Origin of the sequence: Brevibacillus agri, from assembly GCF_004117055.1 — a bacterium.
Taxonomy (GTDB): Bacteria; Bacillota; Bacilli; order Brevibacillales; family Brevibacillaceae; genus Brevibacillus; species Brevibacillus agri.
In genome coordinates this window covers 4,392,579-4,406,688 of sequence record NZ_CP026363.1, presented here as the reverse complement: position 1 = coordinate 4,406,688, position 14,110 = coordinate 4,392,579, and the positions used below count along the sequence as shown (strand labels likewise).

Annotated in this window: 17 protein-coding genes; 13 read left to right on the top strand and 4 right to left on the bottom strand. The window is 56.3% G+C overall.

Annotated elements, in window-relative coordinates; translation table 11 throughout:
• Positions 1-65: 65 nt before the first annotated feature.
• The 7 genes from BA6348_RS21585 to BA6348_RS21555 all read left to right on the top strand — a co-directional run bounded on the left by BA6348_RS21585 (position 66) and on the right by BA6348_RS21555 (position 7,707).
• Positions 66-308, top strand: coding sequence for a DUF2798 domain-containing protein (locus tag BA6348_RS21585; protein WP_206699328.1), 243 nt, complete (start codon positions 66-68; stop codon positions 306-308).
• A 258-nt stretch (positions 309-566) separates the two neighbouring features.
• Positions 567-2,429 carry a helix-turn-helix domain-containing protein gene (locus BA6348_RS21580; RefSeq protein ID WP_122952604.1) on the top strand — a complete coding sequence of 621 codons (1,863 nt, stop codon included), beginning with the start codon at positions 567-569 and terminating at the stop codon, positions 2,427-2,429.
• 35 nt (positions 2,430-2,464) lie between these two features.
• Positions 2,465-3,244 (top strand): IucA/IucC family C-terminal-domain containing protein, encoded by a 780-nt coding sequence (locus tag BA6348_RS21575; RefSeq protein ID WP_122952603.1) that lies wholly within the window; start codon positions 2,465-2,467, stop codon positions 3,242-3,244.
• Complete coding sequence (locus BA6348_RS21570; RefSeq protein ID WP_026557700.1) at positions 3,241-4,491, top strand: MFS transporter; 1,251 nt, start codon at positions 3,241-3,243, stop codon at positions 4,489-4,491. Before BA6348_RS21575 ends, BA6348_RS21570 begins: the two co-directional genes overlap by 4 nt.
• Before the next feature lie 50 nt (positions 4,492-4,541).
• The gene (locus BA6348_RS21565; RefSeq protein WP_005829690.1) at positions 4,542-5,558 is read left to right on the top strand and encodes an ABC transporter substrate-binding protein; all 1,017 of its coding nucleotides are present in this window, start codon (positions 4,542-4,544) and stop codon (positions 5,556-5,558) included.
• Positions 5,559-5,644: 86 nt separating this feature from the next.
• Positions 5,645-6,670, top strand: coding sequence for a FecCD family ABC transporter permease (locus tag BA6348_RS21560; RefSeq protein ID WP_122952602.1), 1,026 nt, complete (start codon positions 5,645-5,647; stop codon positions 6,668-6,670).
• The gene (locus tag BA6348_RS21555) at positions 6,667-7,707 is read left to right on the top strand and encodes a FecCD family ABC transporter permease (protein WP_122952601.1); all 1,041 of its coding nucleotides are present in this window, start codon (positions 6,667-6,669) and stop codon (positions 7,705-7,707) included. The genes BA6348_RS21560 and BA6348_RS21555 overlap by 4 nt, the downstream gene beginning before the upstream one ends.
• Here BA6348_RS21555 and BA6348_RS21550 read toward each other — a convergent pair.
• The 3 genes from BA6348_RS21550 to BA6348_RS21540 all read right to left on the bottom strand — a co-directional run bounded on the left by BA6348_RS21550 (position 7,646) and on the right by BA6348_RS21540 (position 10,007).
• Positions 7,646-8,263 (bottom strand): cysteine hydrolase family protein, encoded by a 618-nt coding sequence (locus BA6348_RS21550; RefSeq protein ID WP_122952600.1) that lies wholly within the window; start codon positions 8,261-8,263, stop codon positions 7,646-7,648. The two genes, BA6348_RS21555 and BA6348_RS21550, sit on opposite strands and share 62 nt — an antisense overlap.
• Before the next feature lie 145 nt (positions 8,264-8,408).
• Positions 8,409-9,257 (bottom strand): LysR family transcriptional regulator, encoded by an 849-nt coding sequence (locus tag BA6348_RS21545; protein ID WP_025843951.1) that lies wholly within the window; start codon positions 9,255-9,257, stop codon positions 8,409-8,411.
• Positions 9,258-9,476: 219 nt separating this feature from the next.
• Entirely contained in the window at positions 9,477-10,007 is a 531-nt protein-coding gene (locus BA6348_RS21540; RefSeq protein ID WP_122952599.1) for a hypothetical protein, read from the bottom strand.
• 216 nt (positions 10,008-10,223) lie between these two features.
• Between BA6348_RS21540 and BA6348_RS21535 the strand changes: the two genes are divergently transcribed.
• From BA6348_RS21535 to BA6348_RS26875, 6 genes are all read left to right on the top strand, one after another.
• The gene (locus BA6348_RS21535; protein ID WP_122952598.1) at positions 10,224-11,612 is read left to right on the top strand and encodes a TraB/GumN family protein; all 1,389 of its coding nucleotides are present in this window, start codon (positions 10,224-10,226) and stop codon (positions 11,610-11,612) included.
• 239 nt (positions 11,613-11,851) lie between these two features.
• The gene (locus BA6348_RS21530; protein ID WP_005829677.1) at positions 11,852-12,076 is read left to right on the top strand and encodes a DoxX family protein; all 225 of its coding nucleotides are present in this window, start codon (positions 11,852-11,854) and stop codon (positions 12,074-12,076) included.
• Between the two features lie 12 nt (positions 12,077-12,088).
• Entirely contained in the window at positions 12,089-12,247 is a 159-nt protein-coding gene (locus tag BA6348_RS26880) for a hypothetical protein (protein WP_005829675.1), read from the top strand.
• A gap of 171 nt (positions 12,248-12,418) precedes the next feature.
• Positions 12,419-13,006 (top strand): TetR/AcrR family transcriptional regulator, encoded by a 588-nt coding sequence (locus BA6348_RS21525; protein ID WP_035422996.1) that lies wholly within the window; start codon positions 12,419-12,421, stop codon positions 13,004-13,006.
• A gap of 62 nt (positions 13,007-13,068) precedes the next feature.
• The gene (locus tag BA6348_RS21520; protein WP_005829672.1) at positions 13,069-13,539 is read left to right on the top strand and encodes an SRPBCC family protein; all 471 of its coding nucleotides are present in this window, start codon (positions 13,069-13,071) and stop codon (positions 13,537-13,539) included.
• Positions 13,540-13,586: 47 nt separating this feature from the next.
• Positions 13,587-13,754, top strand: coding sequence for a hypothetical protein (locus BA6348_RS26875; protein ID WP_165329006.1), 168 nt, complete (start codon positions 13,587-13,589; stop codon positions 13,752-13,754).
• Between the two features lie 138 nt (positions 13,755-13,892).
• Here the strand turns inward: BA6348_RS26875 and BA6348_RS21515 are convergent, their stop codons facing one another.
• Positions 13,893-14,087: a hypothetical protein gene (locus BA6348_RS21515; RefSeq protein ID WP_005829668.1), complete on the bottom strand. Its 195-nt coding sequence runs from the start codon at positions 14,085-14,087 to the stop codon at positions 13,893-13,895.
• Between the last annotated feature and the right edge of the window lie 23 nt (positions 14,088-14,110).

Below are 14,110 nucleotides of genomic sequence, written 5' to 3'. Positions count from 1 at the left end.
ATCGGGTAACCGTCGCGCAGAACGGTTGCCTTTTAATAGGAAGAAACAGGAAAATCAGCGAGGTGATGCGTGTGAAAATCCCGAAAAAATACGAAGCGATTGTCTTTACGTTTTTAATGGCGCTGGGCATGTCCTGTATTTTGTCGTTCTTCATGATGCTGGTGAATTTCGGCTTCAACTCCATGCTGCTCGAGCGCTGGCTCAAGGCATGGCCGATGGCTTTTTCGCTGGCGTTTCCCGCCGCTTACTTTTGGCCAAAAGCAATCCGGCGGCTGATGAAAAAAATTACGTTTGTCGAGAGCAAATAACGCTTGGTCACCGCACAGCTATCGCAAAGGCTGTGTTTTTTTATACAGACAAGAATGGATAAGATTCTTATCCAGTAGAAAGACAACGAAGGCTGCGCCAAGCCAGTGGCGCAGCCAAATTTTCTAATGCGCATCGCCAGGCGCATACGCCAACTGTCCCTAGGGGCGATTCTTTATTGATGATGAGAATCATTATCTTTATAATAGACCCACATCCAATTCCACGACGCCACAGCACAGAACAGGAGGGAAAGGGAGTTGTCATTTCAGGACGATTTGTTGTTATGGAATCACGCAGCTCTCAAAGTAGTGGACGTCCGCCGTGCGGTGATCCAGCCAGGCGACAGCCTGCGCGCGCACCAGCTTACGGCAGGCTCATTTTTGTGTACCGTACAGGGAAAGGCTCGCGTGCTGCTTGACGAAGCGCAGTATCAGGCGGGCCCTTATCATGTTTGCCACGCCGGAAAAGGCACGGTACTCGCGATTGATTACGTGCAGGAAGCACTCGAATACTATTTGCTGCAATACAAGGCGACCCTGGCTCTGCCGTGCCGCGAGGAGCTGTTGCGGCTGCAGCAGAAGCGAGACCCTTTTCAACTCGCGCACAGCTTTACGCCGCGCTATCCGCTGCCGCTGTTTGGCACAGTCCGCCAGATGCACGAGAAATGGCAGAAGGCGAGCATGCTGGACAGGTTCCACGCGAAGGCGCTCTTGCATCAGTTTGTGTACGAATGGCTGCAGCAGCGCCAGGAGCAGGCAGAAGAGCCGACTGCCCAGAGTCTGGTGGACAAGGCAATCCGCTTGATCGAGGAGCAGTTCTCCGAGAAAATGACGCTGCATGCGCTGGCGAGCCAGGTAGGCTGCCAGGAGCGGCAGTTGCAACGGCTGTTCAAGGCAGCGCTTGCGGTGGGGCCGATGGAATACCTGCTCCGCGTCCGGCTGGAAAAGGCCAAGGACCTGCTGCTGAAACTGAATGTGCCGCTGATGGACATTGCCGAGGCTGTCGGTTTTACAGACAGCTATTACTTCAGCCGCCTGTTCAAAAAATACGTCGGCATCTCCCCCAGCCAATTCAGAAAAATGGCCGGGCAACCCGAACTTTGTCGTCAAAATCCATCCGGCTTGTCGCCATCGTTCATTGGCGGCAAAAGCGTGCCCTTGTATAGTATTAACAACGAGAATGGGAGTCATTCTCAACAAAAAACAGCACCTGCTTCGGCTGCTCTGGCAGCGCACAGGAGCAAGCGTGCAAAACAGGCAGACCCTGAGGGGGGAGTGGCAAAAACGACAAGCAAGTACATCAGGCATCTGCGAGGCGAACTGGAGCTGGACCGACTGCCCGAAAAAATTGCGGTGCTCGATTACCAGTACATCGATCAAATGTACGCACTCGGCCACTTGCCAGCAGGCAGCGTATTTGCCACGACCAGCCCGTCCGGATTGCCGGAATATTTGGGCGAGAAAATGAGCGCGATCAAAAGGCTGGGGACAAAGGATCATCCGGATATGACCGCGATTGCCGAGCTGTCGCCGGAGCTGATTGTCTGCACGGATACACATGCGCATTTGTACGACGAGCTGGTCGCGATTGCCCCGACGGTGATGCTCGGCAGAAACGACGACTGGCGGACGACGCTTCCTGTGCTGGGAAAAATGCTCGGCAAAGAGCAGGAGGCGCAACACGTGATTGACGCGTACAACCAAAAGATCGTCCATCTGAAAGATGCGATTGCGGCCAAGCTGGGGGGCAAGACGGTTTCCTTGATCCGGCCGCGCGACAACATGATCCGGCTGCACACGACGGCGCACCGGACGGCACGTATTTTGTACCGCGATCTCGGCATCGCGCCGCCGCCGATGGCGATGGACAGCAAGCGGACCAGCTCGTACATCCAGTTGGACGCCATGACCGAACTGAATGCCGACCACCTCTTTGTGTTGCAGGACGCGACGAACGCCGCGCTGACCAGCGCCTACCAGGAGTCCGCCCTCTGGAGAAACCTGAGCGTGGTCAAAGCCAACCATGTGCGCACGTTCGACACGACGATGTGGATCGGCTTTTACGGGCCTGTCGCGATTAACCGGGTAGTGGATGAAATTGCAGACGCGCTGTTGTCCTGACCGCCTCATCTCTGCCCGCAAAGGGAGAGCATTTGATGAACAAAAACTGGCTAGAAGCGGACGAATCGGCGTATTTGGCGGAGCATTTTCGCCTGACCCATGGCGTACCCGTGCGCTCGGGAGAGTTGATTCCGGTCACAGAGTTGTTGGATGAAAAGACGTGCGCGGACTGTCTCGCGCGGATGAGCGGCTATTTGCACGCCCCTTCGCTGAAAGTGACCGCCTCCCTGTTTGCCAAAAGGTACGCGTTTTTGACCGTTGCCCCCATCTTGTACGCCATGACGGTGTACAACAAAGCAGTCACGCTGGACATCGGGCAATGCCAGCTCGTTTTGGCAAAGGAGCCGGGCGAGCCATGGTTGTCGCGGCTCCATGTACGCGCGTCGGACGTTCGCGCGTTCGCTGCCGGGGACAGGAGCGAGTGGCGGGAGCAGATCATCCGCAGCTTGTTCGCCGGACATATCGCGCCGCTGTGGCACACGATTTCCCGCGTGGCGAACATTCCGCGCATGGTGCTGTGGGAAAACACGGCGGTCCGTTTGTTTTCGCTGTACGAAAAGCGGATCAAAGCGGAGGCGGGAAGCGAACTGCGGGAGCGCGTCCAGGCTGACTTTGCCTGCCTGCTCAAGCACGCGCCTGCCCCATGGTTCGGGGAAGAACAAAATCCGTTCGCGCAGTTTTGCGAGTTTGGCGACAGCGAGCCTGGAGCAGCGACAGCGCGACCGGGCCGGATTCGCAAGACGTGCTGCTATCATTACAAGGTTTCTTCGCGCGAAGGCTTCTGCTCGGCTTGCCCGAGAGCGAAAAGCCGATGACAGCGAGAGAGGATCGTGTCAGCACGGTGGAAAAGTGGAGACGGAATCTGTTTATTTTGTGCGCCGGGCAATTTTTGACGATGGCCTCGCTCAGTTGCGTCACTCCGTTTTTGCCGCTCTATTTGCAGGAGATGGGCGTGTCTGATCCCGGCGAAGTTCTCTGGTGGGCAGGAGCGATTTACGTCGCCAATCTGCTGACGGCGTTTTTGTTTTCGCCGCTGTGGGGCAAGCTGGCGGATCGGCACGGCCGGAAGCTGATGATCGTTCGCTCCGGCTTCGGTCTCGCGGTCACGATTACGCTGATGGGATTTGTCACCAGTCCTGTGCAGTTGCTCGTTTTGCGGCTGGCAAACGGGATGATGGCAGGTTTCAGCCCGGCTGCTGTCGCTTTTACCGCAACGAATACGCCGCAGGAGCGCAGCGGCTATGCGCTCGGCATCCTGCACGCCAGCGCGGTCGGGGGAACGATCTGCGGCCCGCTTTTGGGCAGTCTGCTCGCTGTCCGCTTCGGCTTTAGCGCCGTCTTTTGCTACACAGGTCTGTGCATTTTGCTTGCCGCCATTATGATCGTTTTTTGGGTGCAGGAGCGTGTGGCAAACGAGCAGCGGCTTGTGGAGAAAACGAACTTTCTCGCCGATTTGCGGCACATCGCGGGCAAAAAGCCGCTCGGCGCGCTGTTCGTCTCTGCCGCAATCGCCAGAGCAGCGATGGTCGGTACGTTGCCGCTCATCCCGCTGTACGTCCAACAGTTGCTTCCCGATCAGGACAACGTAGTTATCATGGCGGGCGTGACGACGGCGGTCATGGGCCTTGCCAATATGCTCGCGGCTCCCCAACTCGGAAAGTGGGGCGACAAGTTCGGCTCCCACCGGATTTTCAACCTCGCCGTGTTCGGTTCGATCGTTTTTTTGGTGCCGCAAGCCTTTGTCCAGCAATTATGGCAATTCATCGCCCTGCGCTTTTGCACGGGAGCATGCCTGGGCGGGATGATGCCCTCTCTGCACGTTCTCCTGCGGCAGTACGCGCCAAAAGGAATGGAGAGCAGGACGTACAGCTACCACAATTGTGCCGTCTTTTTGGGCGGCATGGCGGGGACGTTTGCCATGGGAGCGATTGCGAGCGGTTTCGGCTTGCCGCTGATTTTTGTCGGCTCGGCCGTTTTGCTGCTCCTAAACCAGCTATGGATGAAATTCATGGTGCTTCCGCATATCGGCCCGCTGCACGAAAGCGCAGAAAAGCGCCAGTGAGCTTTCTATTGACAAGGAAATCGTCGGAAAAACAAAAGGGGGAAACAGCAGTGTTGATCGATAAAAAATGGTCGTTCATTTTCAGCGCCGTGCTTCTCGTTGCCTTCGTGCTCGCAGGCTGCGGAGCGAGCGGGCAAGGAACGGCAACAGCGGGGACGACGGAGACACAACCGGCGCAAAGCCAGCCGCAAGCAGCGGCCGAACCAGCTAAAGACGCGGGACAACAGGACGTCCGGGTCGTTTCCCACGCGATGGGGAAAGCAGAAGTAAAAGGCACGCCGACCAAAGTCGTGACGCTGTTCCAGGGCGCTACCGATGCCGCCCTGCTGCTTGGCGTCAAGCCGGTAGGCGCAGTAGAGTCGTGGATTGAGCAGCCGTGGTACAACTACATTCGAGACAAGATGGACGGCGTGACCAACCTGGGCTCGGAAAACCAGCCGAACCTGGAAGAGATTGTAGCTCTCCACCCGGATCTCATCATTGCCTCCAAGACCCGTCACGAAAAAATTTACGAGCAACTGTCCGCGATTGCGCCGACGGTGATGACCGAAGAGGTGCATATTTGGAAAGACACCTTGAGCCTGAGTGCAGAAGCGCTGAACAAAAAAGCGGAAGAGGCCAAGTTTTTAGAGGAATGGGCGCAAAAGGTAGCGGCGTTCAAGGAAAAAATGGGCGACAAGCTCAATCTGCAGGTCGGGATTGTCGACTTCCGCCCGGACCACGCCCGCATCGTGTACACAGGCTTTTCCGCTCTCGTTCTGGACGAGCTGGGCGTAGCGCGGCCGACGAACCAGAAAGGCGAAGAGTGGGGAGTGAAGCTGACCTCCAAGGAAAACATTGCGCAAATGGACGCGGATATCATTTTCGACCAGACGAGCACGACCCGGGATGACGGACGACTGGATTTGCGCAAAGAGTGGACGGAGCACCCGCTCTGGAAAAATCTGCGGGCGGTGAAAAACAATCGCGTATTCGAGGTGGATTCGGCGATCTGGAACAACGGCTCCGGCCCGTTGGCGGCATTGGGCATGCTCGAAGACTTGTACGAATTTTACGAGTTGAAATAAGGACGCGGGAGGAAACTGTTGACCGCAAGCAGCGTCAGCAGTTTTCTTGTCGATCGCTTTCGCGAAAAAAGCGAGGGAGGATTGTTGTGCGCTCATACTTGCATCAGCCTGTTTACAAGGCGCTTGGCTTGATCGGCTGCGCCATTGTCCTCGGGGGATTGTTTGTGGCAAGCATCGCCCTTGGCAGCACGCCGATTCGCTTTCTGACCGTCATCGAATCGTTTCGCGATTATGACGCCTCGCTCAAGCAGCATGTCATCGTGATGACGACCAGGCTTCCGCGCGCCGTTTTTGCTGCGGTGATCGGAGCAAACCTGGCTGTGGCAGGCGCTCTCATGCAGGCGTTGACCCGAAACCCGATGGCGTCGCCCAGCATTTTCGGCATCAATTCCGGGGCTGTCTTTTTTGTGGTGGCGGCATTGGCTGTCCTGCCGATTTCCTCGCTGAACCAACTGGTCTGGATCGCTTTTGCGGGAGCGGGCGTAGCTGCTTTCACCGTGTACTTCCTCGGCTCGATGGGCCGAGGGGGCATGACGCCGCTGAAAATCGTGCTGGCAGGCTCGGCCATGTCCGCGCTGTTTGCTTCGTTTACACAAGGAATGCTCGTCCTGGACGAGTCCGGGCTGCAAAATGTGCTGTTTTGGCTGGCAGGCTCTGTGTCCGGCAAAGAGCTGGACAGCTTGCTTCCGGTGTTGCCCTACATGCTGTTCGCCGGAGTAGCGGCACTATTGTTGGCCCGGTCTGTCAACATTTTGGCGACAGGCGAAGAGGTTGCCAAAGGCTTGGGACAAAAAACGGGCCTCGTCAAGCTGCTGATTGCGCTCACCGTGATCCTGCTTGCGGGCAGCTCGGTCGCGGTCGCAGGCTCGATCGGCTTTGTCGGGCTGGTGATTCCGCACATCGCCCGCTTTCTGGTCGGCATCGACTATCGCTGGGTCATTCCGTACAGCGCGGTTTTGGGCGCCATCCTGCTGGTGAGTGCAGATATTGCAGCCCGCTTTTTGATTATGCCCGCCGAGATGCCGCTCGGGGTAATGACGGCGCTGGTCGGTGCGCCTTTCTTTGTCTATACGGCCCGTAAAGAGTACCGCGCGAAAGGAGCATCGCAATGAATCGGCTATTTTCGATCCGAAGCTGGGCCGGACGCTTTGCGCAGCTACTGCCGCAGAAGACGATGCTGCTACTCGCGGTATTGCTGCTGTGCACCGTCGGCGGGATGGTCGTCAGCGTGCAGTTGGGCAGCAAACTGATCCCGCTGTCAGACGTCGTGCGCACGCTGTTCGGCTACGGCACACCGGAGCAGATGCTGGTCGTCGGCACGCTCCGGCTTCCGCGCGTTCTGCTCGCCGTGCTCGTCGGCGCGGCGCTGAGCGTCTCGGGGGCGATTTTGCAAGGCGTGGCCCGCAATCCGCTCGCTTCGCCCGATGTGATCGGGGTGACAGGGGGAGCTGCTTTTGCCGCTGTCGCGTTCATCACCTATACGGCAGGAGCGGTCAGTGTGCGGTGGCTTCCGCTGGCGGCTTTTTGCGGGGCGGCGCTCGTTTCGCTGTTGATTTACTTTTTGGCCTGGAAAAAAGGGGTGACGTCCACGAGGCTGATTTTGGTCGGAATCGGGGTAGCTGCCGTCACCAGCGCGTTGACCATGCTGATGATCGTCCTCAGTCCGATTACGGCGGCCAGCAAGGCGTACATCTGGATGACGGGCAGCATATACGGCGCGTCGTGGGAAAACGTGTACGCCATGCTGCCCTGGGCGATCGTGTTCATTCCTTTGGCGCTTTTGTACGCCCGCATCCTCGACGTCCAGGAGCTGGGGGACGAGCTGGCGACAGGGCTTGGCGCGCGCGTGCAGCTTCACCGCTGCATTCTGCTGTTTATCAGCGTCGCCTTGGCAGGGGCGGCAGTTGCAGTCGCGGGCGCCGTCGGCTTTATCGGGCTGATCGGCCCGCATATCGCCCGAAAGCTTGTCGGCCCGTCCTACGGCCGCGCCATTCCCGTGGCGGCCCTGATCGGCAGCCTGCTCTTGCTGACTGCGGATACGGTTGCCCGGCTCGCCTTTCAACCGCTCGACGTTCCGGCAGGCGTCTTTACAGCGGGCGTAGGCGCCCCTTTTTTCCTCTATTTGCTCTACCGAAGCCGCAATCGCTAGGCAAAAGCGGGATTGCAGGCGGAAAAAGGCAAAAACCAGGCGCTCCATTCGGGGCCGCCTGGTTTTTTGTTGAGTAAATGACGGAAAAGCAGGCTACCTGGCGCAAAATGGAGGTTCGCGGACAGTTGGGAAAATTGCAGCCAGCAAACACGAGCGTGTCGATACCGCGCTCCCGCAGAAACAGCTCCAGCCCCGTCTGATAAAAAGCGCCCCAGCGCGGCTTGTACATGACCCATTCCTGCTCGCCCACCGCCTGGAATCGTCCGGCAAGCAGCGCAGCGGAGTCGAGGGCGGTGTAGGCAGAAGGACGAAGCTCGCGGACCAGCTCTGCGCCTTCGCTATTTGGCGCGGCTATTTTCGCGCCGTTTTCAATCGCTTCCCGGCGACACAGGTCGACGTTGGAGCCGTCTTCTTTGCATGGGTGAATTACGTGAATAATCGGAAAACGACTCGCGCGGTAAGCCTCCAGCGCCTTGTGTATATGCGGCAGCACCTGTGCAGTGCCCGGAATTTCCGCCGGGGCGTTTTGGCAGAGTAAAATCGTTTTGCGTGTCAATCGTAACCAGTGCGGACGTGTGCCAATTCGGACTTGTGTAGCTCAAGGCTTTTCCCCTCCAGCAAGTGAAGTAGTTTCCCTCTATTGTACCGCTTGTCCAGGCCAGAAACAGATAAAAAAAGAGCCGTGCCCGGAAAGCGCACGGCTACAGGAAATGACTCGCTTCGATAAATTGCCTTTCCAGCGGCGAGAGCTGATAGCCTTGCCGCGTGACCAAATATTTATCCACATACCGATGCTCTGTGGGCAGCTCCACAAAGTCTGTCAGCCCAAACTGCCTGACGATCCGTTTGGATAAAAGGGCGATCCCCATGCCCAAAGCGGCAAACTGAAACAGTGTCTCCAGCACGGCTACTTCCGTCAAGGGGGCTGCTGGCAAACCAAGGTCGGAGTAAAGCTGCAGCAAAATCGCCGTACACAGACATTCCTTGGAGGAAACGAGCATTGTTTCGCCTTGCAGAAAATGCTGGAGCGAAACGCCCGACTTTGCTTTTTTGCCGATCAATACAAGCTCTTCTGTCCCGATTTTTTTGAAGTGGAGCTGCTCCGTCTTGCTGGATGTGCCGATCGTATAGGCGAGGTCGATGCTGCCAGACATCAGCGCTTTTTCCATTTCCTCGGTGGTGCCGGTCTTCAAGGTGACGGACAGCCGCGGATATTTATCGTACAGGTCCGTGAACGCCGCCGTCAGCTCCGAGCCGATGACCGATTGCATCGTGCCAAGCCGCAGCTTGGGGTCTTGCTGCTGCATCTCCTGTTCGGCTTCTTCCCAGAGGGTCAGCAACTTTTTATAGTGCGCATACAGCCTCTCTCCCTCATGGGTCAGCTCCATTCCTTTGGAGCTGCGGATGAACAACTGCTTTTCGTAATGCGTTTCGATCTTTTTGATTTTCGCTGTCATGTTGGATTGCAGATGGTTCATGCGAAAGGCGGCGGCAGACAGACTCTTCAGCTCGGCGACCGTGACAAAAGCCCGGATGGTATCTATATCCATGTGTTTTGGCTCCTTTTATCGAAAAAAAGTGATGGCTCTATCGAAAGCTGACATGATTCGAGATGCCTTTTGCTTAGCATACTCGTGGCAAAACGATTTTGCCGAGTCATAACGAGGGGGAATGGGCATGAAAACGGACAAACCAGAGCGCGCTGGCTTTCTTTTTAAAGTGTGGTCAGACGATTCGGAAAAATAGGGCTGTTCAAGGCCAGCTACCGGCTACACCGACATAAACCGGATCAGCCCCAAAATGGCAAAGGCAAACAATGCCGTCCCCACGCCAATGCCGGTAATCGCGCTGCTCGCCACTTGCAGCTTGCGCGCGATCGGACGGGAAACAAGGGCGACGACAATCAGCAGCACGGCCAAAACGGATAAACCCGCATCCGCAAACACATTTTTCAGCCCGAAAAAATGGAGGCCGACGATCAAGGCAATCCACGGGGCAATCTCGTCCTTGCGCCGCTTTTTCAAGAGCACAAGCGCTCCCGCCAGAGCAAGGGCAAATTCGACAGACACGAGGAGCAAGTAACGTTGAAAAGCAGTCCGGTCAGACAGCGCGGAGGGGGCATGCCAATTGGTTACACTCAGGTAGACGCCCACGAGGCAGACGAGCAGCGCGGCGCCTGCAGCCATGCCGAGATAGTTGCGCCAGCCCGGTCGGGGCTTTTCCTGCGCCCAGCCGAACCAGGAGAAGCTGAACAGCCCAAAGACTGCGGCGTACATGGCGTAGTCACGGACGTACTCCATCGTATCCCTCCTTAAATGATGTTGTTATTTTTTTACTATAACAGATAAGCGCCGGGAGGAAAGCGGCAAAAAGCCGGACGAGTCGAGCGGATGAACGCAAAATGAGCCAATCAAATCTAGCATTTGGGTTACTTGCATTTTTTTGCTGTGGTATAATCTACCATTGATAGAAAATAACGAGCGAGTCTGCTTGACAGCATGAGAGGAGTTCTTTTTATGAACAAAAACAAGCGATGGAGCAAGTTTTTCCGGTGGGCGGGAGCAGGGGTATTCAGCCTGTCCATTTTATTGGGGCAAGTCTACCCGGTTCATGCTAAGACGCCAGCGTCAGTTCCCAGCGTCAGCCCATGGGCTGTGACGACCTTGAACGAAGGCGAGAAATACGGAATTTTCCCGTTGCAATGGTACCAGGACGAAGCATTTCTGCAGCCGATCTCTGCTGATCGGTTTGCCGAACTGATGAAGGCTACGGAGAAAAAGCTCGATGCGCTTGGCTTGCAGAAAAAAGCAGCGGCTGTGTCGGTTCCTCAAGAGAAAGTCATCACGCGCGAAACGGTCATGACCTCTCTGTACAAGCTTTTGGCGAATTACGAGCTGCCGGCCGCATTCGAAATGACGGGGCAAGACTCTTTGGCGTACTTGCAGAAAAAAGGGCTGGTGAAAGGAACGGGTAATGCGGGTCTGGCCCTGCAGCAGCCTGCGACGGTTGAACAGGCAGTGGTGCTCGCAAGCCGGGTCGTCGAGTTCGCCTACGATACAGCGGGCAGCGGTGCCGCAGGTCTGATGTGGAAGGTGACGAACGGCAAAAACACGCTGTACTTGCTCGGCTCCGTCCACCTCGGGATTACGGACATGTACCCGATGAAAAAAAGCATCCGCGACGCCTTCGAAGCTTCTGACGACCTGTGGGTCGAGGCAGACATCGTCGGCGGCGACATGGACTACATGACCGAAAAAATGATGTACAGCGACGGTACGACATTAAAGGACCACGTATCCGCCGAGACGTACAGCAAGCTGCAAAAGGTGCTGGCAAGCCTGGGGCTGCCGGAAAACGCCTTTGATACGCTGAAGCCGTTTGCCGTTACGCTGTCGCTGCCGACATTCGGCTACTTCTCCGATCCGGCGGAAGGCGAGGTTGGCCTGATTACGGGCATTGACCGCTACTTCCTGACGAAAGCGCTGCTTGCCGACAAGCCGATCCACGAGTTGGAAGGCATCAAGCTGCAGGCGGACTTGCTCTCTGGCGTGCCTGCCGAGCAGCAGGAAAAAGAATTGAACACTATGCTGGACAGCATCCTCTCTGGCGAGCAACTGGCCGACCAGGGAAAAATTTTGCAAGACATGCAGCGCGACTGGGTGGAAGGCGATCTGGAAGGGCTGACCAACACCTTGACAACCTACGGGCAGTTCGGGGCTGGCGAAGTGAACCAGCGCCTGCTCGGGGAACGGGACCGCAACATGGCGAGCAAGCTGGTACAGCTCCTGGAGCAGGAAGGAGAACACACCTCTTTTGTCGTGATCGGCTCTGCCCATTACGCGATGAAAGGAATGGTTCTCGACCAGTTGAAACAAAAAGGCTACGACATTCAGCGCATGAAATAATGGTGGAAAAGCAAGCCGCTTCTGCAGTCCGCAGTCCGCGCAATGGACATCTGTCTATTTGCGCGGGCTGTTTCTTTTTGCCTGGAGAAACCCGGCTGCCAACAGAGCAATTCATGAGAAATGTCGCGAATCGGTTTGTGTTACCCTTTTCTTAGTTGATGATAGCAACAGGGGACATAGGCTTCGTAAAAAGGCAGCAAAGCGCAATCGTAATTTTTTCAGGAAGAAAGGTGGAACGGATGGTGGCGCAAAACATTTCCAAAACCCGCCTCTGGGTAGCCCGGATCATGAGCGGGCTTGTCATTCTCTTCATGCTGTTTGACGGTATCTTCAAACTCATCCAGCCCGAGCCGGTAATAACAGGCACGCTGGAGCTTGGCTATGCCGAGCACCATATCGCCCTGCTGGGCATTCTCGCGCTCGTCTCTACGGTGCTGTATGCGCTGCCGCGAACGGCTTTTTGAGGCGCTGTGCTGTTGACAGGGTATTTTGGCGGCGTGATCGCGACACAGATTCGCATGGATGCGCCCCTGTTCACGCACACGCTGTTTGCCCTCTACCTGGCGATTCTCGCCTGGGGCGGGCTTTGGCTGCGGGACGAACGGGTGCGGAAGCTGTTTTCGCTGCGGCAGTAGGCAGTAGTGGAGAAGCATCTTTGCATTGTTAGACAAAAGCCCAGGATTGGTCAGCCAGGGTTTTTGCCGTATCGCTATTGACATTTCCAAAAAAAGAAATAAGCTATGGTTACGTATGTTAGTGAGTACTAACTAAACAAAAGCGAAATTCCACGATGACGGGAGGACGAAGTGAAGGGACAAATGGCTACGGACACCAAAGAAAAGCTGATGACAGCAGCCATCGAGTTAATGGCGGCAAAAGGCTACAAAGGCGTATCGACAAAAGAAATCGCCGCCGCTGCCCAGGTTAGCGAAATGACGCTGTTTCGCCATTTTGGCAGCAAGCAAAATCTGCTCGACCAGGCAGTGGAGCGCTACCATTACTCCGTGGAGATGGAGCGGATTTTCGCGGAACAGATCGTCTGGGAGCTGCGGGCTGACCTCTTGATGATGAGCCGGATGTACCACGAGATCATGGAGCGCAATCGCAAGCTGTTTCTCATCGTGCTCAAAGATGACGACCTCTTGGCCATCCGCGAAAAGGCGCAAAAGCATCTGCGCAAGCTGCTGGAGCTTTTGACGCAATATTTTCAGATCATGCAGGAGAAAAACAAGCTGGTCGCCACAGATGTCGAAGCGCAGGCGATCACCTTCATGTGGATGAACTACGGGGCGTTCATGACGCATTTGTACGGGGCAGAGACGATCACAAACGTCACGAGGCAGCGGTTCATGGAATCGAGCATCGACTTGTTCGTCAAGGCGTTGACTCCGTAATTTTTTTGCAAGCATGCTGGCAGTTAGCGCTAACAAATGTACGCAAATGGTGAGGTGGGAAAGTGAACAGCAAACCGTCTTTGGCATTACCGAAAATGGTTGGACAAACCGCCGCGACCGGGTTCCAGATCGGCGTGCGCAGAACGCTGCCGATATCGAGCGAAGGGGCCTGGACTTTTTTGACGTCACAAGAGGGCTTGAAGCTGTGGCTGGGCGAATTGCCGCCGCCTGCCTTTCAGGTGGGAGAAGCTTTTGCTTGTGCAGAAGGGATTTCCGGGGAGTTCAAGGTCGTCAAGCCGTTTCAGCAGCTTCGCCTGAGGTGGAACAAGCCGGAGTGGGAAAAGCCGTCGACTTTGCAAATCCGCTTGTTAGCCGCCAAAAACGGGAAAACGACGATCAGCTTTCACCAGGAAAACCTCCCGGACGCAGCGGCGCGCGAACAGATGAAGCAGCAGTGGGAGGAAGCGCTGGAAAAACTGAAGGAAAAAGCTTGCCTGAGCGCGGAGGAAAACGAGGGGAGCAGTGTCCAATGAACAAGTTCAGCCATATGGATTTGCGAGTGAAAAGTTAGGAAAAATCGTTGCCCTTTTACGAAAAGCTGCTGCCTGCGCTCGGGTTTACGCGCACGTTTCACAGTGCGAACTGGCGCGTGTTTGCAGCGGAAGGCGAGCTGCCGAGTGTGCCGTACTTTGCGATCACCGAAGACCCGGAGCACGTCCCGAACGGCAATCTGACCGGGACGAGGTAGACCGGATGGCCGCGCTCGTGGAGCAGTCCGGGGGACCATTCACAGCGGGCCGCAGTTTTTTCCCATCAGCCCCACCTACTACGCAGTCTATTTCCAGGACCCGTGCGGCAACCGGTACGAGATCGTGCATCGCCTGAATTAAACGAAGAAGCTGTAGCCGTACGTGTGAGCGGCTACAGCTTTTTTTGTACCTAGCGGATCGGCATGCGGCAGGGAAAGCCCGGCTTTATGGACGTCAGCGGAGCGCAAACGCTTCGACTTGCGCCATGCAGCAGCACCGCGCAAAAAAGACCAGGCACAGCGTTCAGGCGGGACCGCAAACGCCGTCAACACGCTTGACCAGCTTCCCCCGACCG